The following is a 20,291-nucleotide window of genomic DNA, read 5'->3' on the forward strand; positions in this document are numbered from 1 at the left end:
AACCACCTTCCCGGGACAACCGTTGCGCCCTCTATTAACAAGTGTACAAGGTACACTTACGGTGGACGTCATGAGGTGTACACCGTACACCTGGCCGCCTGTCGAACAAAGGATTCCCGGTGGACCCCAGCAGAATGACCGCAATCGTGGGGACGGACCCTGCAACCATCCGCAGACCCCAAGCCGCGTGGCTCGTGCCCGCTGGCTTGATCTTCCTCAGTCTCATCCCGGTGATCTTCGGGACCATGCGTCTTACCGAGCTGGCGGGCGGCGCCGCCATCACACCCGATAACGCGCGGTTTTTCGACTCGCCTGTCCCGGTGCTGATCCACATTCCCAGTGTCACCGTGTATTGCCTGCTCGGGGCGTTCCAGTTCGTTCCCTCACGTCGGCGAGGCAGCCGCGGCACGCGCAGCTGGCACCGCGTCGCCGGAGGCGTCCTCATCCCCGCCGGCCTGCTCGCGGCCCTTTCCGGCCTATGGATGGCGGTTTTCTATGCCCTCCCGGCCGCCGACGGCGGGATTCTCCTCGTTCTTCGGCTGGTCGTCGGCTCGGCAATGGTGGTGAGCATCGTCCGGGGGCTCCTCGCGATCGGGCGCCGGGACTTCGTCAGGCACAGCGCCTGGATGACCCGCGGCTACGCAATCGGCGTCGCCGCGGGAACCCAGGCCCTGGCGCCAATTCCCTGGATTCTTCTGGTCGGCCCGACCGGCCAGCTGACCAAGGCAGTGTTCATGGGGGCATCGTGGGTGCTCAACCTTGCGGTGGCCGAGTACGTCATCCACCGGCGCGCTCAGGGATCGGCGCGGACATCCCGTACTTCCGGCCGGTCCGTTGCGCCCCATGCAGCAGCTTCGCGCTGAAGGCCGCCGGTACCGGCAGTCCGGCCTTGGTCCGTGCCGCCGGATTGGCGGCCCGCGTCAGGTCCGGCCCGCGTCAGGTCCGGCCCGCGCCCAGCAGTGCCTGCCGTTGCGGCCACAGCGTCACCGATTCCAGGGCCGACAAGGCGCGGGCCATCGCCCGGGCTTCCGGCGTGAACAGGTGCCCGTGGACGCGCTGGCTGCAGAGACGGAGCGCCAGGCCGCGGTCCAGCCCGAACCAGTCCATCACCGTGTCGATGCCGTGCGGGCTGAGCCGCCAGGTCTTGTCCGCGTCCTTGACGATCGCGTCGTCGATCGAGAGGGCCTCCCGCCGTGAGTCGTGCCCGTCGATGATGGCCAGGATGGCCGGGACCTTCCCGGCGTCGTACCCGGCGTCGGCCAGAATGCCGGCCGCGAGCCGGGCGCCTTCCTTTTCGTGCAGGAGCACCAGGTCCGGCCTGCCGCCGCCCGGCGCAATCGCCTGCAGGACTTCCGCCGGCGGCACCTGCGACCAGCCGATGTCGTGCAGCATGATTGCCGGAAGAACGACGGCGGCGTCCGCCTCCGGATGCGCATCCAGCAGGGCGTGTGCCAGCCCGAGGGCGTAGAGTGTGTGGGCGTCGTTGTCCCGCACCTTCAGCAGCGGCGCGGCAAGCTCCCAGACGGCGGCCAGCCCAGGGTCCAGGGCAATCACCCCGTCCGGCTCCGCATCGATGCCGGCCGAGACTTCGAGGCCGGAGTGGTTGGCTGCGGGCTGAAGTTTAGTCATCCAGCCAGCGTCCCCTCCGGGGCACCGGCTGGCAAGGAGGAGCTTCCGCCCAGCGGAACCGGCACTGAAGGTCCCCGTCCGCCCGTAGCCGTTTGGGCCCCGGGGATGCCCGGACCCTTCCGGACATGCCCCGCGCCTGGCCCCAGGAATGGACATGTCCCCAAGCCGGATCCGGACATGTCCCGCGCGTCGCCCCATCAATGGACATATAGGGGTTATGTCCACTCCTGGGCCCGGGCGGAGGGCATGTCCCGTGCTCGGGAGGCGGCGGAAACAGCTACCCGATCAGCGCCAGCACCGCGCCCGCGGCCACCACGCCGCCGGCTTCCGCGCGGAGGTCCGTTACCGTCCCGGCGCGGTGGGCGGACACCTGGGTTTCCATCTTCATCGCCTCGAGGACCACCACGGGGTCCCCCGCCGCGACCTCGGTGCCGGGCTGGACGAGCCACTTCACCACGGTCCCGGCCATGTCGGCGCGGAGTTCGGCAGGGTCGGCGGCGCCGGCTGCCGCGCCGCCGTCGGACGCTGGATTAAGCGAAACCCCCGCCGGCAGCGCCCCGCCGGACAGCATCCGGGTAGAAAGCGCCCAGCCATCCAGCAGCTCCGCGGGGAGCCCGACCGCCAGCCGGCGCCCGTCGACGTCGACGGTGATGGTGCGGCGTTCGCCGTCGGGGCTGGTGGTGCTGAAGTCCGGGTCGGCCGGGATGCGGTCCGCGAAGTCGGTCTCGATCCAGCGCGTGTGGATGCCCAGGTGCGTCTCGGAGGTGAAGTCCGGGGATTCGAGCACGGCCCGGTGGAACGGCAGCACGGTGGCCACCCCGGTGATGCTGATCTCCGCCAGTGCCCGGCGTGCCCTGCGCAGCGCCTGCTGGCGGTCCGCGCCGGTGACGATCAGCTTCGCCAGCAGGGAATCGAACTGCGGCGGGACGAAAGATCCGGAGCGGACCCCGGTGTCGAGCCGGATGCCGGGCCCGGTGGGGCCGGCGAACTCCCCGATCGTGCCGGGCGACGGCAGGAAGCCGCGGCCCACATCCTCGGCGTTGAGCCGGAATTCGAAGGCGTGCCCGCGGGGCGCCGGGGTCCGCGCCGGTGACGATCAGCTTCGCCAGCAGGGAATCGAACTGCGGCGGGACGAAAGATCCGGAGCGGACCCCGGTGTCGAGCCGGATGCCGGGCCCGGTGGGGCCGGCGAACTCCCCGATCGTGCCGGGCGACGGCAGGAAGCCGCGGCCCACATCCTCGGCGTTGAGCCGGAATTCGAAGGCGTGCCCGCGGGGCGCCGGGTCCTCGCGGACGCGAAGCGGCTCGCCGGCGGCAATCCGGAACTGCTCCTGCACGAGGTCGATCCCGGTGGTCTCCTCGGTGATCGGGTGCTCCACCTGCAGCCGGGTGTTAACCTCCAGGAACGCGACGGTGCCGTCGGCCGCCACGAGGAATTCCACCGTGCCGGCGCCCGTGTAGCCGGCCTCCCGGCAGACCGCCTTCGCGGCGTCGTAGATCTGCTGCGTCTGCTCCTCGCTGAGGAAGGGCGCGGGGGCCTCCTCGACGAGTTTCTGGTGCCGGCGCTGCAGGGAGCAGTCGCGGGTTCCGACGACGACGACGTTGCCGTGCGCATCCGCCAGCACCTGCGCCTCGACGTGGCGCGGACGGTCCAGGTAGCGCTCCACGAAGCAGTCGCCGCGGCCGAAGGCGGCAACGGCCTCGCGGACGGCGGAGTCGAAGGCTTCCTCGACCTCGTCCAGGGCGCGGACCACCTTCATGCCGCGGCCGCCGCCGCCGAAGGCCGCCTTGATGGCGATCGGGAGGCCGTGCTCTTCGGCGAAGGCGCGGGCCTCGGCGGCGGAATGCACCGGGCCGTCGCTCCCGGCCACGAGCGGCGCACCGGCCCGGACCGCGGCCTCGCGGGCGGTGATCTTGTTGCCGAGGAGCCGGATGGCGTCCGGGGCGGGGCCGATCCAGGTCAGGCCGGCGTCGAGGACGGCCTGGGCGAAGTCGGCGTTTTCGGAGAGGAAGCCGTAGCCGGGGTGGACGGCGTCCGCTCCGGACTCCGCCGCCACCGCCAGCAGCTTGGGGATGTTCAGGTACGTGTCCGCCGGGGAGTTGCCGGCCAGGGCGAAGGCCTCGTCCGCGGCGGAGACGTGCAGGGCGTCGGCGTCGATGTCCGCGTACACGGCGACGGAGGCCAGTAGCGCGTCGTCGCAGGCCCGGGCAATCCGGACCGCGATTTCCCCACGGTTGGCGATCAGGACCTTGCGCATCAGTTACTCGCTTTTCGTTCGGAAGTGGTGGGTCCGGCGGCGGCCCGGCCTTCGGTGGCAGCCCCGCCTTCGGCGGCGGCCCAGCGGAAGCGGATCCTGCCGCCGATCGGGATCTGGGCGGCACGGTCCAGCTGGGAGTCGACCACGACGCCGATGACCGGGTAGCCGCCGGTGATCGGGTGGTCGGCCAGGAAGAGCACGGGCAGGCCCTCCGGGGGAATCTGGAGGGCCCCGGCAACGGTCCCTTCGCTGGGAAGTTCGCCGGTGCGTCTGCGCTGCAGCGGGGTTCCCTGCAGGCGCATGCCCACGCGGTTGGACTGCGGTGTCACTTCCCAGTCCTGGCCGCAGAAGGAGTCCAGGGCCGCCTGGTCGAACCAGTCGGCGCGCGGGCCGGGGACGACGTCGAGCACGCTCACGCCGGTGCCCGGGAAGTCCGGCTGCAGTTCCGGATCCCCCACGACGCCGGATTCCGTGTCCGGGCCGGCGGCGAGGACCTCGCCGGCAGCCAGCGGTGCCGGGCCGATTCCGGACATGGTGTCCGTGGAGCGGCTGCCCAGCACCGGGGCGGCATCCACGCCGCCCCGGACCGCGACGTAGCTGCGGAACCCGCTCTCCGGCGCGCCGATGCTGAGGATTTCGCCGTCGAGCAGGGCGAATGGGGTGGCCATGGGCGCCGTCCGGTGATGTCCGGACTCCCCTGACTCCCCGAGCTCAGGGTCCGACGGCGACTCGATGCCCAGGTGCGACGGCGCCCCGGCGACGGCGAGGACCTGGTCCCCGACGGCCTGGACCTTGAGCCCGCCAGCGACGGTTTCGACCGCGGCGGCCGAGGGCGCATTGCCCACGAGGCGGTTGGCCCGGCGCAGCGAGGCGCGGTCCAGTGCCCCGGCAGCGGAAACGCCCAGGCCGGAGTGGCCGTGCCGGCCCAGGTCCTGGATCAGGCTTTGCACTCCCGGTGACAGGACCCGGAGGCCGGACGCGGCCTGCTGCTGGGCTTCCGGGGAAACTGAGGAGGGCTCCGCGGCCAGTGTCACCGCGTTCCGGACCGCGCGGAACCGGACGCGCTGGCCGGGGGCGACGAGGGCCGGCTGCTCCCGGTCCAGGTCCCACATCTTCGCGCCGGTGCGGCCGATCAGCTGCCAGCCGCCGGGTGAGCTGCGCGGATACACGGCCGAGTAATTGCCGGCCAGCGCCACCGAGCCCGCCGGGACGGCGGTGCGGGGCGAGCTGCGCCGCGGGACGTCCAGCGACTGGTTCTCCCCCACCATGTATGCGAAGCCCGGGGCGAAGCCGGCGAAGGCCATGGTCCAGACCTGGCCGGAATGGGCTGCGATCACGCCGTCGGTCCCGAGACCGGTGAGCTGCCCCACTTCGGCGAGGTCCTCGCCGTCGTACACGGTGTCAATGACCACCAGTTCACCCTCGGCGCGGGCCCGCGCGGTGAGCTGGAGCCGGGGCAGGAGCGCTGCGATGCGCCGGGCCGAGGCGGGCGAGTCGGCCCTGACCAGGACGGTCTCGGCCGCGGCCAGCACGTCCGTCTGGCCCGGCAGCGGCTTTTCGAGGAGCAGCGCCTGCAGGGCGAGCACGTCCTGCGTCCCGGAAAGCTCGGCGAGCACCGCGCAGGTTCCCACAGCCCGCACGGAGCGGACCTTCTGTAGTGCCAGGGTTTCCCCCGCTGCCTCAATCATCAGCTGCTTCCATCATTGCCGGTGTCTCACGAATAGGGTCCGCGCGAAAGGTCCGCGCCGCTCAGGGTCCGCGCCGATCAGGCGCGGGCGTCCTGCAGGAGCCGCTCTTCCTCATCCGTGTGCGGATCCCGGCCGATAGCCAGGCCGACGATGGTCACCAGGGAGCTCACCAGGAGGTAAGCCGCGATCACGTACCAGTTGCCGGTCGCGGCGTAGAGGGCCGTGAAGACCAGCGGGGCGATGGCGCCGCCGACAACGCCGGCGAGCGTGTAGGCCAGTGAGCTGCCGGCGTAGCGCAGCCGGGCCGGGAACTGCTCGGTGATGTAGGACGCCTGCGGGCCGTACATGAAGGCGTGGAAGGCCAGGCCGATCACGACGCCGACGGTCAGCAGCAGGACGGATCTGCCCTGGACCATCAGGAAGAACAGCGGGATGTAGACCGCGGTGCCCACGGCGGCGATGCCGTAGACGAGACGGCGGTTGAAGCGGTCCGTGAGGGCGCCGGCGGCAGGGATCAACGCCAGCTGGAACGCCGAGCCGATGAGGATGGCGCCGAGCACGTTTCCGGTGGTCATGCCCAGTTCCCTGGTGGCGTAGACGGCCATGAAAACGGTGAACAGGGAGTAGAGGACGTCGGGGCAGATCCGGGACAGCGCGGCGGACACGAGGGCGCGGGGCTCCTTGGTGAAGACCTCCCTGAGCGGGGCCTTCGGCGCCTCGCCATGGGCCTTGATGGCCTTGAAGACCGGGGTTTCCTCCAGCTTGAGCCGGATCAGGAGCCCGAAGACCACCAGCACGGCGGAGGCCAGGAAGGCCACCCGCCAGCCCCAGGCGAGGAAGTCTGCATTGCTGAGGGTGGCGGCGAGTACCGCCAGGACGCCGTTAGCCATCAGGTTGCCCGCGGGCGGCCCGATCTGCGCTGCCGAGGACCAGAATCCGCGCTTGCTGGCGGTGCCGAATTCGCTGGAGAGCAGGACGGCACCGCCCCATTCGCCGCCGACGCCGATTCCCTGGGCCAGGCGCAGGAGGACCAGGATGGTTGGGGCTGCTACGCCGAGGACGGAGTAGTCGGGAAGGGCGCCGATCAGCACCGTGGCGATGCCGATCAGCAGCAGGGTGATCACGAGGACATTCTTGCGGCCGATCCGGTCGCCGAGCCGGCCGAAGACGATGCCGCCGATCGGACGCGCCAGGTATCCGACGGCGAAGGTGGAGAAGGAGAGCAGGAGCCCCACGAACTCGTCGCTGTTGGGGAAGAAGATTTTGGGGAAGACCAGGGCCGAGGCCACGGAGTAGATGGCGAAGTCGTAGTACTCCAGCGAGGTGCCGGTGAGGCTCGCGATGTAGGCCTTCAGGGCGCCGGGCGGCAGCTTCCTCGTGGCCCCGGCCGGTGAGGCCTGGTGTGGTGCGGTCATGACTGTTCCTCCAGGGGTGCGGGTGCTGCCGGTAACGCTTGGTGGTGGGCGTGCATTGGGGTGCCGGGTGGCGGCGTGCGGACTAGGCGAAGGCGGCGGTGATGATACCGGCGTCGGACAGCGCCTGCCGCACCGCGGCAGCCATGGTGACGGCTCCCGGGGAGTCGCCGTGGACGCAGATGCTCTCGGCGCGGATCTTCAGGATGGAGCCGTCAACGGTGCGGACGGCGGACTCGGTGGCCATCCGGAGGACGTGCTCGGTGACGAGCGCTGGATCCTCTAGGACGGCGCCGGGGAGCGTTCGGGAAACCAGGGTGCCATCGGGGTTGTAGGCCCGGTCCGCAAAGGCCTCGGGCACGGCGCGCAGCCCTGCCGCCTCGGCCAGGCGGAGCACCTCCGAGCCCGGCAGCCCGAGGATGGGCAGGCCCGGATCAACGGACTTCACCGCGTCGACGACGGCCTGCGCCTGGGCGGTGTGCGTGACGATGGCGTTGTAGAGGCCGCCGTGCGGCTTGACGTACCTGACCGTGCCGCCCTCCACGGCGGCCAGCGCCTGCAGCGCGCCGATCTGGTAGACCACCTCGTCCGCCAGCTCGATGGGGTCGATGTCCAGGAACCGGCGCCCGAACCCGGCCAGGTCGCGGTAGCCGACGTGGGCGCCGATCACGACGCCGGCGGCAACCGCTTCACGGCAGGTCGCCCGGATCACGGACGGGTCCCCGGCGTGGAATCCGCAGGCCACGTTCGCGCTGGAAACCGAGCGGAACATCGCTGTGTCGTCGCCCAAGGTCCAGCGGCCGTATGACTCGCCGACGTCGCTGTTAAGGTCGATGGTTGCCATTTGTGATCCTCGTCTCATGATAGCCCCGATACAAGGATGCACCACTTGTGGCGATTGTTCAACAATCCGACGATTTAACTTTGGAACAATCGTGTAGATTCGGCACTATGACCACTTCCGAAGCGCAAACCCGCAGCCAGGCGGCGCGGCTGCGCGTGGCCGTCCCGTCCGTGGCGGAGCGCGTGGCCGCGGAACTGCGCCTGCAACTGGCGGAGGGGAGGCTGCTGCCGGGGAACCGGCTGACGGAATCGACGATTGCGGAGGAGCTGGGCGTCTCCCGCAACACGGTCCGCGAGGCGTTCGCCGAACTCGCGGCCGAGCGCCTCGTGGTCCGGCATCCCAACCGGGGCGTGTTCGTCGCGAGCCTGGCGCCCGGGGACATCCACGACGTCTACACGGTGCGCCGCGCGATCGAAGTCAGCGCGATCCGCGGCGGCGGCAGCCCCGAGCGCATCGCCGCGGTCCGGGCCGCGGTGGAGGAAGGCAAGGCCGCGGCGGCCCTCGATGACGACGAGGCGCTCGGCAGCGCCAACGCGCATTTCCACGGCGCCATCGTGGCCCTGGCCGGAAGCCGGCGGCTGGACACCATCATGTCCCAGGCCCTGGCCGAGATGCGGCTCTTCTTCCATAAGGCGACAGTGGAGGCGGACTTCTACCGCGGCTATCTGGCCGACAACGAGGAGATCTGCGCAGCCCTCGAAGCCGGCGAACTGGACCGCGCCGGCGGGCTCCTGCTGGCCTACCTGGACCGCTCGGAAGAGAAGCAGACCGCCGTCCACGGGGAGTGAGGCGGGGACCGGGCGTGAGAATGCGGGGCGCTAGGGAACGAGTCCCATCCGAGACGCGAGCCGCCTCGCTTCGAGCGCGGTCTTCGTGGCCGATTTTGAGGCGGCCAGCGCGACGACTGCGCCGGTGAATTTTGCCGGGACGGTCGCCGCCATCCGATGTTCGGCGGGAACGGCGTCCCACAGTTCTGTGCAGGTGGCCAGCAGCTCCGGCATCCCGGCCGGGAGCTTCTGCTGTCCTGCTGACACCATCACCAAGGCCGTCAACGCGGGCCAGACGCAGTCCAGATGGCCCTCATAGGCCACCAGCGCCAGGGTCCGCACGAACCGGCCCAGCGGTTGGTCGCCTGCCTCGACGTGCTTCCGTGCAGCCATGGCCAGGTGTTCGGCTGACAGTTGGCGCCTCGCGGCCAGTTCCAGCACCGTTTCAACGGCGTGGTCCCGGTCGTCTTGACGGGGACTGGCGAGCATGGCAACGAACCAATTGTGGGTCAATTGCCCGACTCCTCCGGCCGTTGCCCCGGCCAGGCCACCTGCCCGCAGGGAGACGACCAGGCCGCCGCACAGCCTCCCCCGTTCCCACCACATGGCGCCGAGGTCCGGCCAGAAAGGCACAACCGCCGAGGCCGTACAGGCAAGCCAGTCACCCAGGTACCCGCGTTGGCTGCCACCCCACAACTCTGACGAGAGCAACGACCGGGGGATCGACGGAAACCGGTCCAACGGCACCGGCACTGTGAGCGGAGCGTCCACCGGCGGGGCCTGAATCCTCCTCCCCGGACCCATTCGCGGAGAATCCGCCCGGCAAGCCGCTCCGGGCCAGGTGGACCGTCAAGCGGCGGGACACGCAGCTCAGGGATATCGGCTGCCAGCCTCGCATCCATCGGCCCCAGCCGCAGGAGTGCCTGGAACAGGTCGGCTTCCCCGTACGCCCAGCCTTCGCGCTCAAAAAGACGCAGCAGGGACACCAGCCTGTCCAGTTCCACGCGGAAGTTGTCGTAGCTCGGTGTAGCCAGGGAGTACGGCACTCTTCCTGCCTGGACCGCCAGCTCGCTGTGACGAAATATATGGATTGCGGCCAACGGCCCCGAAGCCCGGAACAACTGGACCAGATTCCGGTGAGCGGCCAGGTTGTGCTCCCCTGCCGCCCACATGGCCAGGACGACATTAGGGCTCGGCTCCGCCCAGCATTCCCAGCTCGGCGGCGGGGGCATGTCTCCAGGAAACGGCCCGAAGTCAACACGATATCTCCGCCGATACCAGTCCCGCACGTTCTGGGAAACGTGGTAAACGTTCCGCAGGAAGTGATCGACATACTGCTCGTCGGCGATGGAATGTTTCCACTGTCGGTTCCAATAAGGCAGCCCTTTCCTGGAATCGGCTTCCGGTGCCACATACCGGGGAATTTCCGGCGAGTGCCGGGCCCCGGTTCCCCACAATGATGCCGGAGCAGTTGGCCCCTCTGTGCTGGTGGCCAGAGGGATGTCCAGCATCGATTCCGCCATGGTCCGGATCAACAGATCCGAGGATCCCGCCGCCGCCTCCCAGCAGGCGGCGAGGACGGCGGCGTCGTAAGTCCCTGACGTCCGCAGGGACTTGAGGTGCCGGACCAAAAGCTCCTGCGGCTTCTTCTCTGTCCTGCCGAACACGGCGACGCTCAGGTCCTGCAGGTCTCCGCCATCCAGCGGGGCGCGGAGCAGAAGCCCAAAAGCCGGGGAGGACAGGAACCCGGGGGCCGTGGCGACGGTGGACAAGAACAGCGGGATGCTGGCGGCCACCTCCTCAGGACTGGGCTGACACGACTTCAGGACATCGGCCAGCACTCTCTGGGTCGGGAGTCCGTCGCCCCGTGCCAGGGCCGTGCGGACCTTGCCGAAGACCTCCTCCCTGCTGAAGATCCCCCTGTCGAGGTAGCCGCGGACTGCGGTCCCGACGGTCCACTCCGTCGGCATTCCCATCCTGGTCAGCGGACCCAGCGCGTCCGGCACCTCAAAGCAACGAAGGAGCGTTGTCGCTGCGGTTGCGTCCTGGTCCCACAACTCCAGCAACGATTTCTGCATCTTCGGAAAGACCACCGCGGTTCCGGCGGGACCGATGCGGAACTCCACCCCCGACCACCCCGGGTACTCGAACTGCGCCGCAATCTCATCGTTCCAGACCTCGTGGATCCAGCCGGTCGCGAGCACCCGATAGTAGAACGCCCAAAGCCGCGGGTAGGCCCCGAAATGAGCTGTGGAAACTCCAAAGTGCAGAATGAGCGGCAGGCAATGACGGACGGCGACAACGGCTGGCCGCTCTCCCGCTTTTGCGTTCCGTTCCATCGCAGCGGCCACGAAGCGCCGGCACCATTCCTCCCCCTTGGCCACAAGAATATCCAGCAACGTCAGGACCTCGCTGGTGAGGTTTGACCGCATGTCCCCCCAGGGCAGGGCCTTGGCGGCGGTGGCAGGCGGATTGAGAGCCACGATCAGCACATTCCGCACAAAGTCACGGACCGGCATGTCGTCTCTGGTGTCCGTGGTTTGCAGCCGCCAGTCGCGGTCCTTGGCCAAGAGGGTCCGGCCGCCCTTGACAAACCATTTCGCCGCCTCGGCGAGCTCATCCGGCGGGGGCGCTGTGATGTATTTGAGAAGGGCACTCCGGTCCCCGGCTGTGACGAGCCGGCGCACCTCCTGCACGAGCCGCGGGTCGCCGCGGTCCTCCGGCGCCGTCATCGTTGATATTTCCGTCGTCATGGGCGCTCCCGGTCTAGCAGCTGCACTGCCAGCAGTTCGTTGCGGTGCACGTTGGCGAGCGCGGACCGCAACGGGCTGTTGATGTCCACGTTGGTGGTGCCGAAGCCGATCTCGCCGCCGTCGAGGCCGCTGCCCAGCAGGTCCAGCCGTGCCTGGACCCCGTTGCAGGCCGAAAACGACTCACAGCGCAGGCGGTCTCCCCCTGCCGTCATGACGGGGTCCATGACATCGCTGACCCGGAACGCGGCATCGAAGTACCTCGACGCCGCCACGTCCGCGACGGCCAGCAGCGCACTGGACACCACTTCAGGCCTCGCGGCCGTCGTGGTTCCGGCTTGCAGCCGACCCGCCGTCGCCGACCCTTCATTCACGACGCATGCCCGTCGATGATTCGGTTCAAGGGTGGAGGCCACGTCCGGCAGCAGGGACCGGCCCCCACCGGCGAGGCCGCAGGCGGCGTCGTCATGGCGACAGCATAGCCCTGCCCGCGCAGCGTGCAACAGGGGGTCGCTGCCCCGGCCGCCGCAGGACGGTCAGTCCCCGCGGAAGACGGCGCCCCCCGCCGCTGCTGTTCCGCTGTACGACGGCGGTCCTCCCACGACGCCACCCCGGCCGTCCCCCGATCCTTCCTTGCCGCGGGCGCTTCCGCGTCACAGCGTGGAACATCTCGGCACCGTGACGATTCGCAACGGCCGCAGCGGCAGGACCAGCCACGGGCAGTTCCCAAGGAGGCATCACGTGACGCTGTACCAGCCCGAACCAGTTGAAATTTCGACCAGAATGCGCCCCGGCGAGTGGACGGAGGAAAGCCTCACGGCCCTCGTAGCCTCCTACCGGGACGAGCTGCTGGGCATGGGGGCGTCGGCTTCCGCCATTGAAATCGCCACGGACCGGGACGAACACGGCGGGGTCAGTGTGGTGGCGACCTGGGTCAAGCCGGAAACCCTGGATGAGGGGGCAGCGCCCGGGGAGGGCGCAGGATAGGCGAAGCTGCCAAGGCGGCTGGCTGCCGCCCGGACTGCCTTCAACGCGGCCTCTTGACGGCTTCCGCGCACGCGTCTAGCGTCGGCTTATATCCCCCACAACCCTCGGTCGACCAATCTGTCGACCAATATTTAGGGAGCGTTGTCATGCCGCAGTTTATGGATGTTCACAACAACATGAAGGGCCTTACGGAGGAGGATCTGAAGGCGGCCCACGATGCCGACCTGGCCATCCAGGGCGAGGAAAACGTCGTCTTCAAGAGTGCGTGGGCTGACCCTGAGGCCGGCGTGGTGTACTGCCTGTCCGAGGCGCCTTCCGCGGACGCAGTGCGGCGCATTCATGAACGCACAGGCCACCCTGCGGACGAGGTGCATCCCGTTCCGCTCGCTGTCTAGTACACCGGACGGGGTTTACTGCGGAGCCGCGGTCCCCCACGGCAGGCCTGCTGCGAAGTCGACCATGGCCCGGGCACGGTCCGTCAGGCGCACGGCCCGCGGCCAGATCATCTTGACGGACAACGGCGGAACGGCCGGGGCCAGCGGCCGGCTCACGATCTCCAGGCCTTCATAGCTCCTGTCTACGGCCGGGTGCTGCACCAGGATCGAATACCCCAGGCCCCGTCCCACCAGCGAGCGGGTCACCTCGAAGTCGGTGGTGCGGTACCGGACGTTCGGCTCCACCCCCGCCCGCTCGAACAGGGACAAGGTATGGCGGCTGCTGGGCGGCGCGTCCAGCAGGACCATGGGATCCGCGGCCAGTTCGGCAAGGGACACCTGGGGCCGGCCGGCCAGGCGGTGCCGCGCAGGCAGCAGGGCATACGGGGCCGCCGTATACAGCTCCACGGATCCAAGCGACGCCGGGAGATCCATGTCGTACACCACGGCCAGGTCCAGCTCGCCGCCGAACAGCCGGTCCGGCAGCCCGTTCTGGGTTCCCTCCACGGATTCCAGCCGCACCCTGGGATGCCTGGCCGAGAACCCGTCCAGCAGCGGCGGCAGCACGGTCGGCGCCAGGGTGAGGTAGCAGCCGATGACCAGCGGTCCCGCCAGTTCCAGACCTCCGCTGGAGGCGCTCAGTTCCAGTTCCTCGGCGTCTGCAAGCAACAGCACCGCGCGCGCATAGAGATGTTTTCCCGCGGGCGTCAACGTCACGCCGTGAGCCTTTCGGCGGACCATCAGCTGGACCTTGAAGATCCTTTCGAGCTCCGTCACCGCCGCGGACACCGCGCCCTGCGAGAGATGCAGCTTCAGCGCCGCCGCTGAAATTGCGCCGGTGTCAGCCACAGCAACGAAGTGCGCCAGCTGCCGCAGGGTGTAGCGCGCCATGCCATTCCTCAATTTTTCTATGGATGTTAGTGATTTTTATGAACTTTACCAATGGTTATGGTCCGTGACACATTGAGGGAAATCCATCCCTGACAGGAGTCGACAATGACCCTCGAGACAACCACGGCCAGGCCTGCCCCGACGGCGGACTGGGTCACCCTGGCGGACCTCCACACCGACCCGTTCCCCATTTATCGCAGGATGCGCGACGAGGCCCCTGTGCACTGGGTGCCGGACGTCGGCCGCTACATGGTGACCAGCTACGAGTCCTGCCACCTCATCGAAAATGACCAGGAAACGTTCTCGGCCAACGAGACCGGTTCGCTGATGAAGCGGGCCATGGGCCATTCCATGCTGCGCAAGGACGATCCGGAGCACGACGTCGACCGCAAATCCTACGGTTCCGTGCTGCGCCCGAAGGCCATCAAGGAAACATGGAACGCGATCTTCGAACGGAACAGCGAGGCGTTCCTTGCCCGCCTCCAGGCTGCGGGCCCGGGCGCGGACCTGATCAGCGAGTACGCCGCACCCTACGCCGCCGAAAACCTGCGGCTGATCATGGGCTTCCACAACGCCAGCCAGGAGGACATGCAGCGCTGGTCCCAGACCATGATCAACGGCACGGGCAACTACGCCGACGACCCGGACGTATGGGCCGCCTCGAAGAAGTCCTACGACGAGGTCGACGACGCCATTGACGAGGTCCTGCCCTACCTGCTCAGAAACCCGGACGGCAGCCTGCTCTCGGGCTTGGCCTCCATGCCGATTCCGCTGGAGGCCATCCGCGCCAACATGAAGATGACCATCGGCGGCGGCCTGAACGAGCCCCGGGACGTCATCGGCGTCGCCGTCTGGGCGCTGCTGGGCAACCCGGCCCAGCTGGAGCAGGTGAAAGCCGATCAGGCCCGGTTCGCCGTCGCCTTCGAGGAAGCCGTCCGCTGGGTCGCGCCGATCGGCATGTACCCCCGCGAAACCACCAGGGACACGGTCCTGGAAGGCATCCGGCTGCCCCAGGGGGCGCGGCTCGGCGTCGTCATCGGCGCCGCGAACCGGGACCCGAAGGTCTTCGCCGATCCGGACCGCTTCGACATCAACCGCGAGAAGAAGCCGCACCTGGCCTTCGGCGGCGGCAACCATTTTTGTGCCGGCACCTGGGTCGCCCGCGCTTCGGTGGCGGGCGTGGCCCTCCCCCGGCTTTTCAACACGCTGCCGAACCTGCGGCTGGACCCCTCGCGGCAGGCGGTCGACGCCGGCTGGGTCTTCCGCGGCATGACCGCCCTTCCCGTCACCTGGGACCAGTAGAAAGAACCGACATCATGACCAAAATCAGCTTCCACCACGCCGGCGGCGCCGTCGACGTCCTCAACGTGGACCCCGGAACCTCCATCATGCGGGCCGCGGTCGCCAACGGCGTGGCCGGCATCGTCGGCGAATGCGGCGGACAGGCCATGTGCGCCACCTGCCACGTCTACGTCCGGCCCGAATACCTCGCCGGACTGCCCGCCATCGGCGACGACGAGGACGAAATGCTGGACTGCACCGTCGATCCCCGGGATGCGGCGCGCAGCCGCCTGGGCTGCCAGGTGACCCTCGGCGGCGGCGTCGGAGACCTCGAAGTCGACGTCCCCGGCAGCCAGGTCTGAGGCAGGCGCCATGGAGAACATGAACAACATCGTCATCGTCGGCAACGGCCACGCCGGCATCCAGCTCGCGGACTCGCTGCGCGTCGAAGGCCACGCCGGGCCCATCACCGTCATCGGCGAGGAGCCCCACGCCCCCTACCAGCGCCCTCCCCTCTCGAAGGACTACATGGCGGCCGGCAAGGCACCGCAGCCGCTGCCCTTGAGGGCAGGAAAATTCTTCGCAGACAACGACGTCGACTCCCGCCTGGGCGTCTGCGCCACCGCCGTTGACCGGGACTCCCGCACGGTGGCGCTCGACGACGGGTCCCGCCTGGCGTACTCCACCCTGGTGCTTGCCACCGGAGCGGCCAACCGCGAACTGAACGTGCCCGGCAGCACGGTGGGCGGCATCCACGGGCTGCGTACGCTTTCCGATGCCGAGGCCCTCCACGCCGGCCTGGACGGGGCCCGCTCCGTGGTGGTGATCGGCGCCGGATTCATCGGCATGGAATTCGCGGCGGCTGCCAGGCAGCGGGGCCTGGACGTGACGGTCCTGGAATCCGCCGACCGTCCCATGGCCCGCGCCCTCTCCCCTGTGATGTCCGCCTTTTTTGCCGGGGCCCATGCGCGGACCGGCGTGAAACTCAGGTTCGGTGAAGGGATCGCTGCCTTCGAAGGGCGTGACGGGCGGGTGTGCGGGGCCGTCAGCACCACGGGGCGGGTCTACCCGGCCGATCTGGTCCTGGTGGGTATCGGCGTCGTCCCGCGGACCGAACTGGCCGCCTCGGCCGGTCTCGCCGTGGACAACGGGATCATCGTGGACGCGGGCATGCGCACGGCAGACCCGGCCGTCTTCGCTCTCGGGGACTGCGCCAGCTATCCCAGCCACCACACCGGGGCGCGTACGCGCCTCGAGTCCATCCAGAACGCCACCGATCAGGCCCGGCACACGGCCAGGTCCATCCTCGGCCGCAGCGAAGGCTACGCCGGACTGCCCTGGTTCTGGTCCCAGCAGGGCCCGCTTAAACTGCAGATTGCCGGGCTGGGCCAGCACGGGGACGAGACGGTCCTTCGCGGCGACCCGGCCTCCGGCAGGTTCTCCGTTTTCTGCTACCGGAACGGCGAGCTTGCCGCCGTCGAGTCCGTCAACCAGCCGGCCGACCACATGGCGGCGCGGCGGCTCCTGGGCCAGGGCCGCTCAATTTCCCGCCAGGACGCAGTGAATCCCGACTTTGATTTCAAGGCCTCTTCCCGGGCAGTCCCCGCCTTGACGTAGGACTTTTTATTTGACATGACCTGAATCACAGCTACACTAGGGCATCGTATACGATTTCGTGTATGACAAAGTGATAGCCCGCTCGGACCGCCCAGAAATCCGCCCTTACTGGCCACGCTGACGTGGCCGAAAGAAATAAGGAACACTATGAGCACTCTGTCCCATGGGCAGCGCACTACGGCACAGGATCACCGCCGGGTAGCGTTTGCCACCATTGTCGGGACCACCATCGAGTGGTACGACTTCTTCATCTACGCCAACGCTGCCGGCCTGGTCTTCGCCAAGCTTTTCTTCGAACCGGCCGGGAACGACATCGCCATCCTGATTTCCTTCGCTTCGGTCGGTCTCAGCTTCTTGTTCCGGCCCCTGGGCGCGTTCCTGGCCGGACACTTCGGTGACCGGCTGGGACGCCGCGCGATACTGGTCATCACGCTGATCATGATGGGCGCTGCCACAACCCTGATCGGTGTGCTGCCCACCTACGAGACGGCAGGCATTGCCGCGCCCATCCTGTTGCTGCTGCTGCGCATCATGCAGGGTATTTCCGCCGGTGGCGAATGGGGCGGCGCCGTACTGATGGCCGTCGAGCATGCACCCCGTTCCAAGCGCGGCCTGTTCGGCTCCTTCCCGCAGCTGGGTGTCCCCCTGGGCATGCTCCTTGCCTCCGGCGTGCTGGCCCTGATGTCCGGCGTGATCTCGCCCGGCGCGGCCTTCGCCGAGTGGGGCTGGCGGATCCCGTTCCTGCTCAGCTTCGTCCTGATCATCGTCGGCTTCATTGTCCGCCGCAGCGTGGACGAGAGCCCGGTCTTTGAGGAAATCGCACAGAAGAAGCAGCAGAGCCGCGTCCCGATCGTGGAGTTGTTCAAGAAGCACTGGCTGCTGGTCATCATCGCCGCGCTGGTCTTTGCGGGCAACAACGCTGCCGGCTACATGACTACGGGCGGATACATCCTCAGTTACGCCACCAACCCCAAGGGACTGGCGATGGACCGCACCGCGGTGCTCCTCGCCGTAACCGCTTCCGCTGCCCTCTGGTTCATCTTCACACTGGTTGCCGGCTTCCTCGCCGACAGCATCGGCCGCAAAAAGACCTACCTCATCGGCTACGGCTGCCTGATCGTCACAGTCTTCCCGCTGTTCTGGCTGGTTAACACCGGCAACATCTGGGCGCTGTTCCTGGGCCTCGCCATGTTCACCGTTGGACTCGGCCTGACCTACGGCCCGCAGGCCGCCGTCTACAGCGAACTGTTTCCGGCCTCCATCCGGTTCTCCGGCGTCGCGATCTCCTACGCCCTGGGCGCGATCATCGGCGGCGCCTTCGCCCCGATGATTGCCACCGCCCTCGTCCAGGCCACCGGCACCACCGTGTCCGTTTCCGTCTACCTGCTGATCGTCGCCCTGGTTTCGACGGGCGCCGTGCTGGTGATCCGTGAACGCAAGGGCATCGACCTGGGCATCAACAACCAGGCCGAGCAGGAAGTCGGCGCCACCATCTTCGACAAGCGCACCCCCGCCCGCACCGGCGACAGCGCCAGAGTCTGATCCAGCGGTCCGCGGGAGTACAGGGAGCGTCCGGGTGCAACTCAAGCCCGGACGCCCCCCGGCCTTCCCCGGAGCCCTCCTGCCCGGCATAGGTGTCCAGGAGATCAAGGCGCGCTGGCCGGTGCTGCCCTCACCGGCCAGCGCGGACCGCTCGCCGGGGCGGCGCGAACGGACACTTGAGGCCCCAAAATCAGCGGATTCGGGGCCCCAAGTGTCCGTTCGGGCTCAGAGGCCGCGGACGGAGTGCCGGCGCGGTGCCGGACTACGGGCGCGGCCCGGCTGCCCCGCGGCCGCTGCGGGACGGGATCCTGAAGGAAATCCTCCGCGCCTGGTCCCGCATGGTCAGCCCGCTGCGCCGGCTGACGAGAACGAGGGCGCACAGGCCGGCCAGCAGCACCACGATGCCGCCGGCAGCCACCGACCAGCGGGCCCCGAACTCGGTCCCGATCCAGCCGACCAGGGGCGCCCCGAGGGCCGTCCCGCCCTGCAGGACGCCCATATACAGGGCCAGTACCCGTCCGCGGAACTGCGGTTCCACGGAGAGCTGGATGCTCGTATTGCAGCTGGTCAGGAACGTCAGCGAGGTGAGGCCGACCAGAATCAGGGCTGCCGCGTACAACCAGTATGAGGGCGCCACGCTGGCCACGAGGGTGAAGAAGCCCATCCCGATGGCACCGCCCAGCAGCAAGCGCAGCAGCGGTCCCTGCCGGCGGGCGGCGAGCAGGGTCGCGGCCAGTGTCCCGACCGCCATGATCGAACCCAGGAGCCCGTACTCCTCCGGGCCCTTGCCGAACACGGCGGTGGCCATCAGCGCGTTGGTGACCTGGAAGTTCATGCCGAACGTTCCCACCAGCCCCACCAGGGCCAGAATCAGCATCAGGTCGGGACGGGCACGGACATACCGGAAGCCCTCGACGACCTGGTGTTTGCCGCGGAGCGCCGGGACCGTCGGGAACAGCTCGGAGATACGCATCCGCCACAGGGACACGATGACGGCGGCAAAGCTGGCGGCATTGAGCAGGAACACCGGACCGGTGCCGGTCCAGGCGATCAGCAGGCCCGCGATACCCGGTCCCGCGAGCCGGGCCATGTTGAAAGAGGCGGCGTTGAGGGCGACGGCGTTGGACACGTCGTCCGGTCCGACCACTTCGGAGACAAAGGCCTGCCGGGCCGGTGCGTCGAAGGCGCTGGCCAGGCCCAGGGCAAGGGCAATGGCGTAGACCTGCCACAGCTGCGCCGAGCCGGCCAGCACCAGCAGCCCCAGCAACAGGGCGCACAGGCCCATGGCCGTCTGGGTCCAGAGCAGGATCACCCGCTTCCGGTGCCGGTCCGCCAGCACCCCCGCGTAGGGGCCCAGGAACAGGATCGGCAGGAACTGCAGGCCCGTGGTGATGCCGACGGCGGTGCCGGAATGGTCCGTGAGGACCGTCAGCACCAGCCAGTCCTGCGCCATCCGCTGCATCCAGGTGCCGATGTTGGACACGAGGGCCCCGCCAACCCACAACCGGTAGTTCCGGATCCCCAGGGCCCGGAAGGTCGCGTTCATCGGGCGCTCAGTTCCTGCATCAGGTGGGCGGCCCGGCTGAGCGTGCGGCGGTCCTCCTCGCTGAGGACGGCAACCCGTTGGGCCAGCCAGGCCGTGCGGTGGCTGCGGGCTTCGTCCAGCACAGCCTCACCCGCCGGAGTGATGCGGGCCAGGACCTGGCGCCCGTCGTCGGGATGCGGTGAGCGGGTCACCAGCCCCTGGCTGGTCAGGGCGTTGACAATCCGGGTCATCGACGGCGCCTGCACGTTCTCCCGGTCCGCCAGTTCACGCAGTGTCCGGGGCCCGCCGCTAAGATCGGCCAGCACTGCATACTGTCCGGGCGAAACGATATCCCCGCTGGCCTCGCTGCGCAGCCGGCGGGACGTGCGCATGACGGCAATCCGCAGGTCGACCGCGAGGACATCCGGCTGGATATCAGCAGGCTCGCCGGGCTCCTCGGGATGGGCTTCAAGGGTCATTATTTCTTCCCGGTTTTCGGACGTCAATATGGTTAGCATCGCTTATTAGCAATGCTAACCATTTTTTGGCGACTGTCCAGCCCTGAGCAGCTCGCTGGGTGAACAGGTGCAGCCGGAAGAATCCTGGGACCAGTGTCCCGTTGAACGAAGCCTTGTAAGGCCGGCGTGCCGGAGGTACGATCCGCTA

General features: G+C 68.6%; 18 protein-coding genes and 2 pseudogenes. 8 read left to right on the forward strand and 12 right to left on the reverse strand.

What is annotated here, in order from left to right:
• Nucleotides 1-119 precede the first annotated feature (119 nt).
• Nucleotides 120-863 carry a DUF2306 domain-containing protein gene (locus ACQCSZ_RS19905; RefSeq protein WP_427005384.1) on the forward strand — a complete coding sequence of 248 codons (744 nt, stop codon included), beginning with the start codon at nt 120-122 and terminating at the stop codon, nt 861-863.
• Between the two features lie 73 nt (nt 864-936).
• Here the strand turns inward: ACQCSZ_RS19905 and ACQCSZ_RS19910 are convergent, their stop codons facing one another.
• The 6 genes and pseudogenes from ACQCSZ_RS19910 to ACQCSZ_RS19935 form a co-directional block, all read right to left on the reverse strand.
• Nucleotides 937-1,629 (reverse strand): HD domain-containing protein, encoded by a 693-nt coding sequence (locus ACQCSZ_RS19910; protein WP_427005385.1) that lies wholly within the window; start codon nt 1,627-1,629, stop codon nt 937-939.
• 277 nt (nt 1,630-1,906) lie between these two features.
• A pseudogene (locus ACQCSZ_RS19915) lies at nt 1,907-2,707 on the reverse strand (biotin/lipoyl-containing protein); the annotation flags it as partial.
• A 13-nt stretch (nt 2,708-2,720) separates the two neighbouring features.
• Nucleotides 2,721-3,887 (reverse strand): annotated as a pseudogene (locus tag ACQCSZ_RS19920) (acetyl-CoA carboxylase biotin carboxylase subunit); the annotation flags it as partial.
• Entirely contained in the window at nt 3,887-5,575 is a 1,689-nt protein-coding gene (locus ACQCSZ_RS19925; protein ID WP_427005386.1) for a 5-oxoprolinase/urea amidolyase family protein, read from the reverse strand. The pseudogene ACQCSZ_RS19920 and the gene ACQCSZ_RS19925, both read right to left, overlap by 1 nt.
• A 77-nt stretch (nt 5,576-5,652) precedes the next feature.
• A complete protein-coding gene (locus tag ACQCSZ_RS19930) occupies nt 5,653-6,990 on the reverse strand; it encodes an MFS transporter (RefSeq protein ID WP_427005387.1) in 1,338 nt (445 codons plus the stop codon).
• 82 nt (nt 6,991-7,072) lie between these two features.
• Complete coding sequence (locus ACQCSZ_RS19935; RefSeq protein WP_427005388.1) at nt 7,073-7,831, reverse strand: LamB/YcsF family protein; 759 nt, start codon at nt 7,829-7,831, stop codon at nt 7,073-7,075.
• 107 nt (nt 7,832-7,938) lie between these two features.
• Here ACQCSZ_RS19935 and ACQCSZ_RS19940 point away from each other — a divergent pair, with 107 nt between their 5' ends.
• Nucleotides 7,939-8,619 (forward strand): GntR family transcriptional regulator, encoded by a 681-nt coding sequence (locus tag ACQCSZ_RS19940; protein WP_427005389.1) that lies wholly within the window; start codon nt 7,939-7,941, stop codon nt 8,617-8,619.
• A 30-nt stretch (nt 8,620-8,649) separates the two neighbouring features.
• Here ACQCSZ_RS19940 and ACQCSZ_RS19945 read toward each other — a convergent pair whose 3' ends face one another.
• Genes ACQCSZ_RS19945 through ACQCSZ_RS19955 form a run of 3 tightly spaced genes read right to left on the reverse strand, consistent with a single transcriptional unit; the run spans nt 8,650 to nt 11,722 of the window.
• Nucleotides 8,650-9,111: a hypothetical protein gene (locus ACQCSZ_RS19945; protein ID WP_427005390.1), complete on the reverse strand. Its 462-nt coding sequence runs from the start codon at nt 9,109-9,111 to the stop codon at nt 8,650-8,652.
• Nucleotides 9,108-11,351, reverse strand: a complete 2,244-nt coding sequence (locus tag ACQCSZ_RS19950; protein WP_427005391.1) for a hypothetical protein — start codon at nt 11,349-11,351, stop codon at nt 9,108-9,110. Before ACQCSZ_RS19950 ends, ACQCSZ_RS19945 begins: the two co-directional genes overlap by 4 nt.
• Entirely contained in the window at nt 11,348-11,722 is a 375-nt protein-coding gene (locus ACQCSZ_RS19955) for a hypothetical protein (protein ID WP_427005392.1), read from the reverse strand. The genes ACQCSZ_RS19950 and ACQCSZ_RS19955 overlap by 4 nt, the downstream gene beginning before the upstream one ends.
• 367 nt (nt 11,723-12,089) lie before the next feature.
• Between ACQCSZ_RS19955 and ACQCSZ_RS19960 the strand changes: the two genes are divergently transcribed.
• Nucleotides 12,090-12,335, forward strand: a complete 246-nt coding sequence (locus ACQCSZ_RS19960) for a hypothetical protein (protein ID WP_427005393.1) — start codon at nt 12,090-12,092, stop codon at nt 12,333-12,335.
• A 146-nt stretch (nt 12,336-12,481) separates the two neighbouring features.
• Nucleotides 12,482-12,730, forward strand: coding sequence for an SCO4226 family nickel-binding protein (locus ACQCSZ_RS19965; protein WP_427005394.1), 249 nt, complete (start codon nt 12,482-12,484; stop codon nt 12,728-12,730).
• Nucleotides 12,731-12,745: 15 nt separating this feature from the next.
• Here the strand turns inward: ACQCSZ_RS19965 and ACQCSZ_RS19970 are convergent, their stop codons facing one another.
• Nucleotides 12,746-13,660 (reverse strand): LysR family transcriptional regulator, encoded by a 915-nt coding sequence (locus ACQCSZ_RS19970; protein ID WP_427005395.1) that lies wholly within the window; start codon nt 13,658-13,660, stop codon nt 12,746-12,748.
• Between the two features lie 105 nt (nt 13,661-13,765).
• Between ACQCSZ_RS19970 and ACQCSZ_RS19975 the strand changes: the two genes are divergently transcribed.
• From ACQCSZ_RS19975 to ACQCSZ_RS19990, 4 genes are all read left to right on the forward strand, one after another.
• A complete protein-coding gene (locus ACQCSZ_RS19975) occupies nt 13,766-14,962 on the forward strand; it encodes a cytochrome P450 (RefSeq protein ID WP_427005396.1) in 1,197 nt (398 codons plus the stop codon).
• Nucleotides 14,963-14,976: 14 nt separating this feature from the next.
• Complete coding sequence (locus ACQCSZ_RS19980; RefSeq protein WP_427005397.1) at nt 14,977-15,303, forward strand: 2Fe-2S iron-sulfur cluster-binding protein; 327 nt, start codon at nt 14,977-14,979, stop codon at nt 15,301-15,303.
• A 10-nt stretch (nt 15,304-15,313) separates the two neighbouring features.
• Entirely contained in the window at nt 15,314-16,558 is a 1,245-nt protein-coding gene (locus tag ACQCSZ_RS19985; RefSeq protein ID WP_427005398.1) for an NAD(P)/FAD-dependent oxidoreductase, read from the forward strand.
• A gap of 147 nt (nt 16,559-16,705) precedes the next feature.
• On the forward strand, nt 16,706-18,100 hold the full coding sequence (locus tag ACQCSZ_RS19990) for an MFS transporter (protein ID WP_427005399.1): 1,395 nt from the start codon (nt 16,706-16,708) through the stop codon (nt 18,098-18,100).
• 262 nt (nt 18,101-18,362) lie between these two features.
• Here ACQCSZ_RS19990 and ACQCSZ_RS19995 read toward each other — a convergent pair whose 3' ends face one another.
• A complete protein-coding gene (locus ACQCSZ_RS19995) occupies nt 18,363-19,646 on the reverse strand; it encodes an MFS transporter (RefSeq protein ID WP_427005400.1) in 1,284 nt (427 codons plus the stop codon).
• On the reverse strand, nt 19,643-20,104 hold the full coding sequence (locus ACQCSZ_RS20000) for a MarR family winged helix-turn-helix transcriptional regulator (RefSeq protein ID WP_427005401.1): 462 nt from the start codon (nt 20,102-20,104) through the stop codon (nt 19,643-19,645). Before ACQCSZ_RS20000 ends, ACQCSZ_RS19995 begins: the two co-directional genes overlap by 4 nt.
• Nucleotides 20,105-20,291: the final 187 nt, after the last annotated feature.

The sequence above is a fragment of the Pseudarthrobacter sp. H2 genome, assembly GCF_050157045.1.
Lineage (GTDB): Bacteria > Actinomycetota > Actinomycetes > Actinomycetales > Micrococcaceae > Arthrobacter.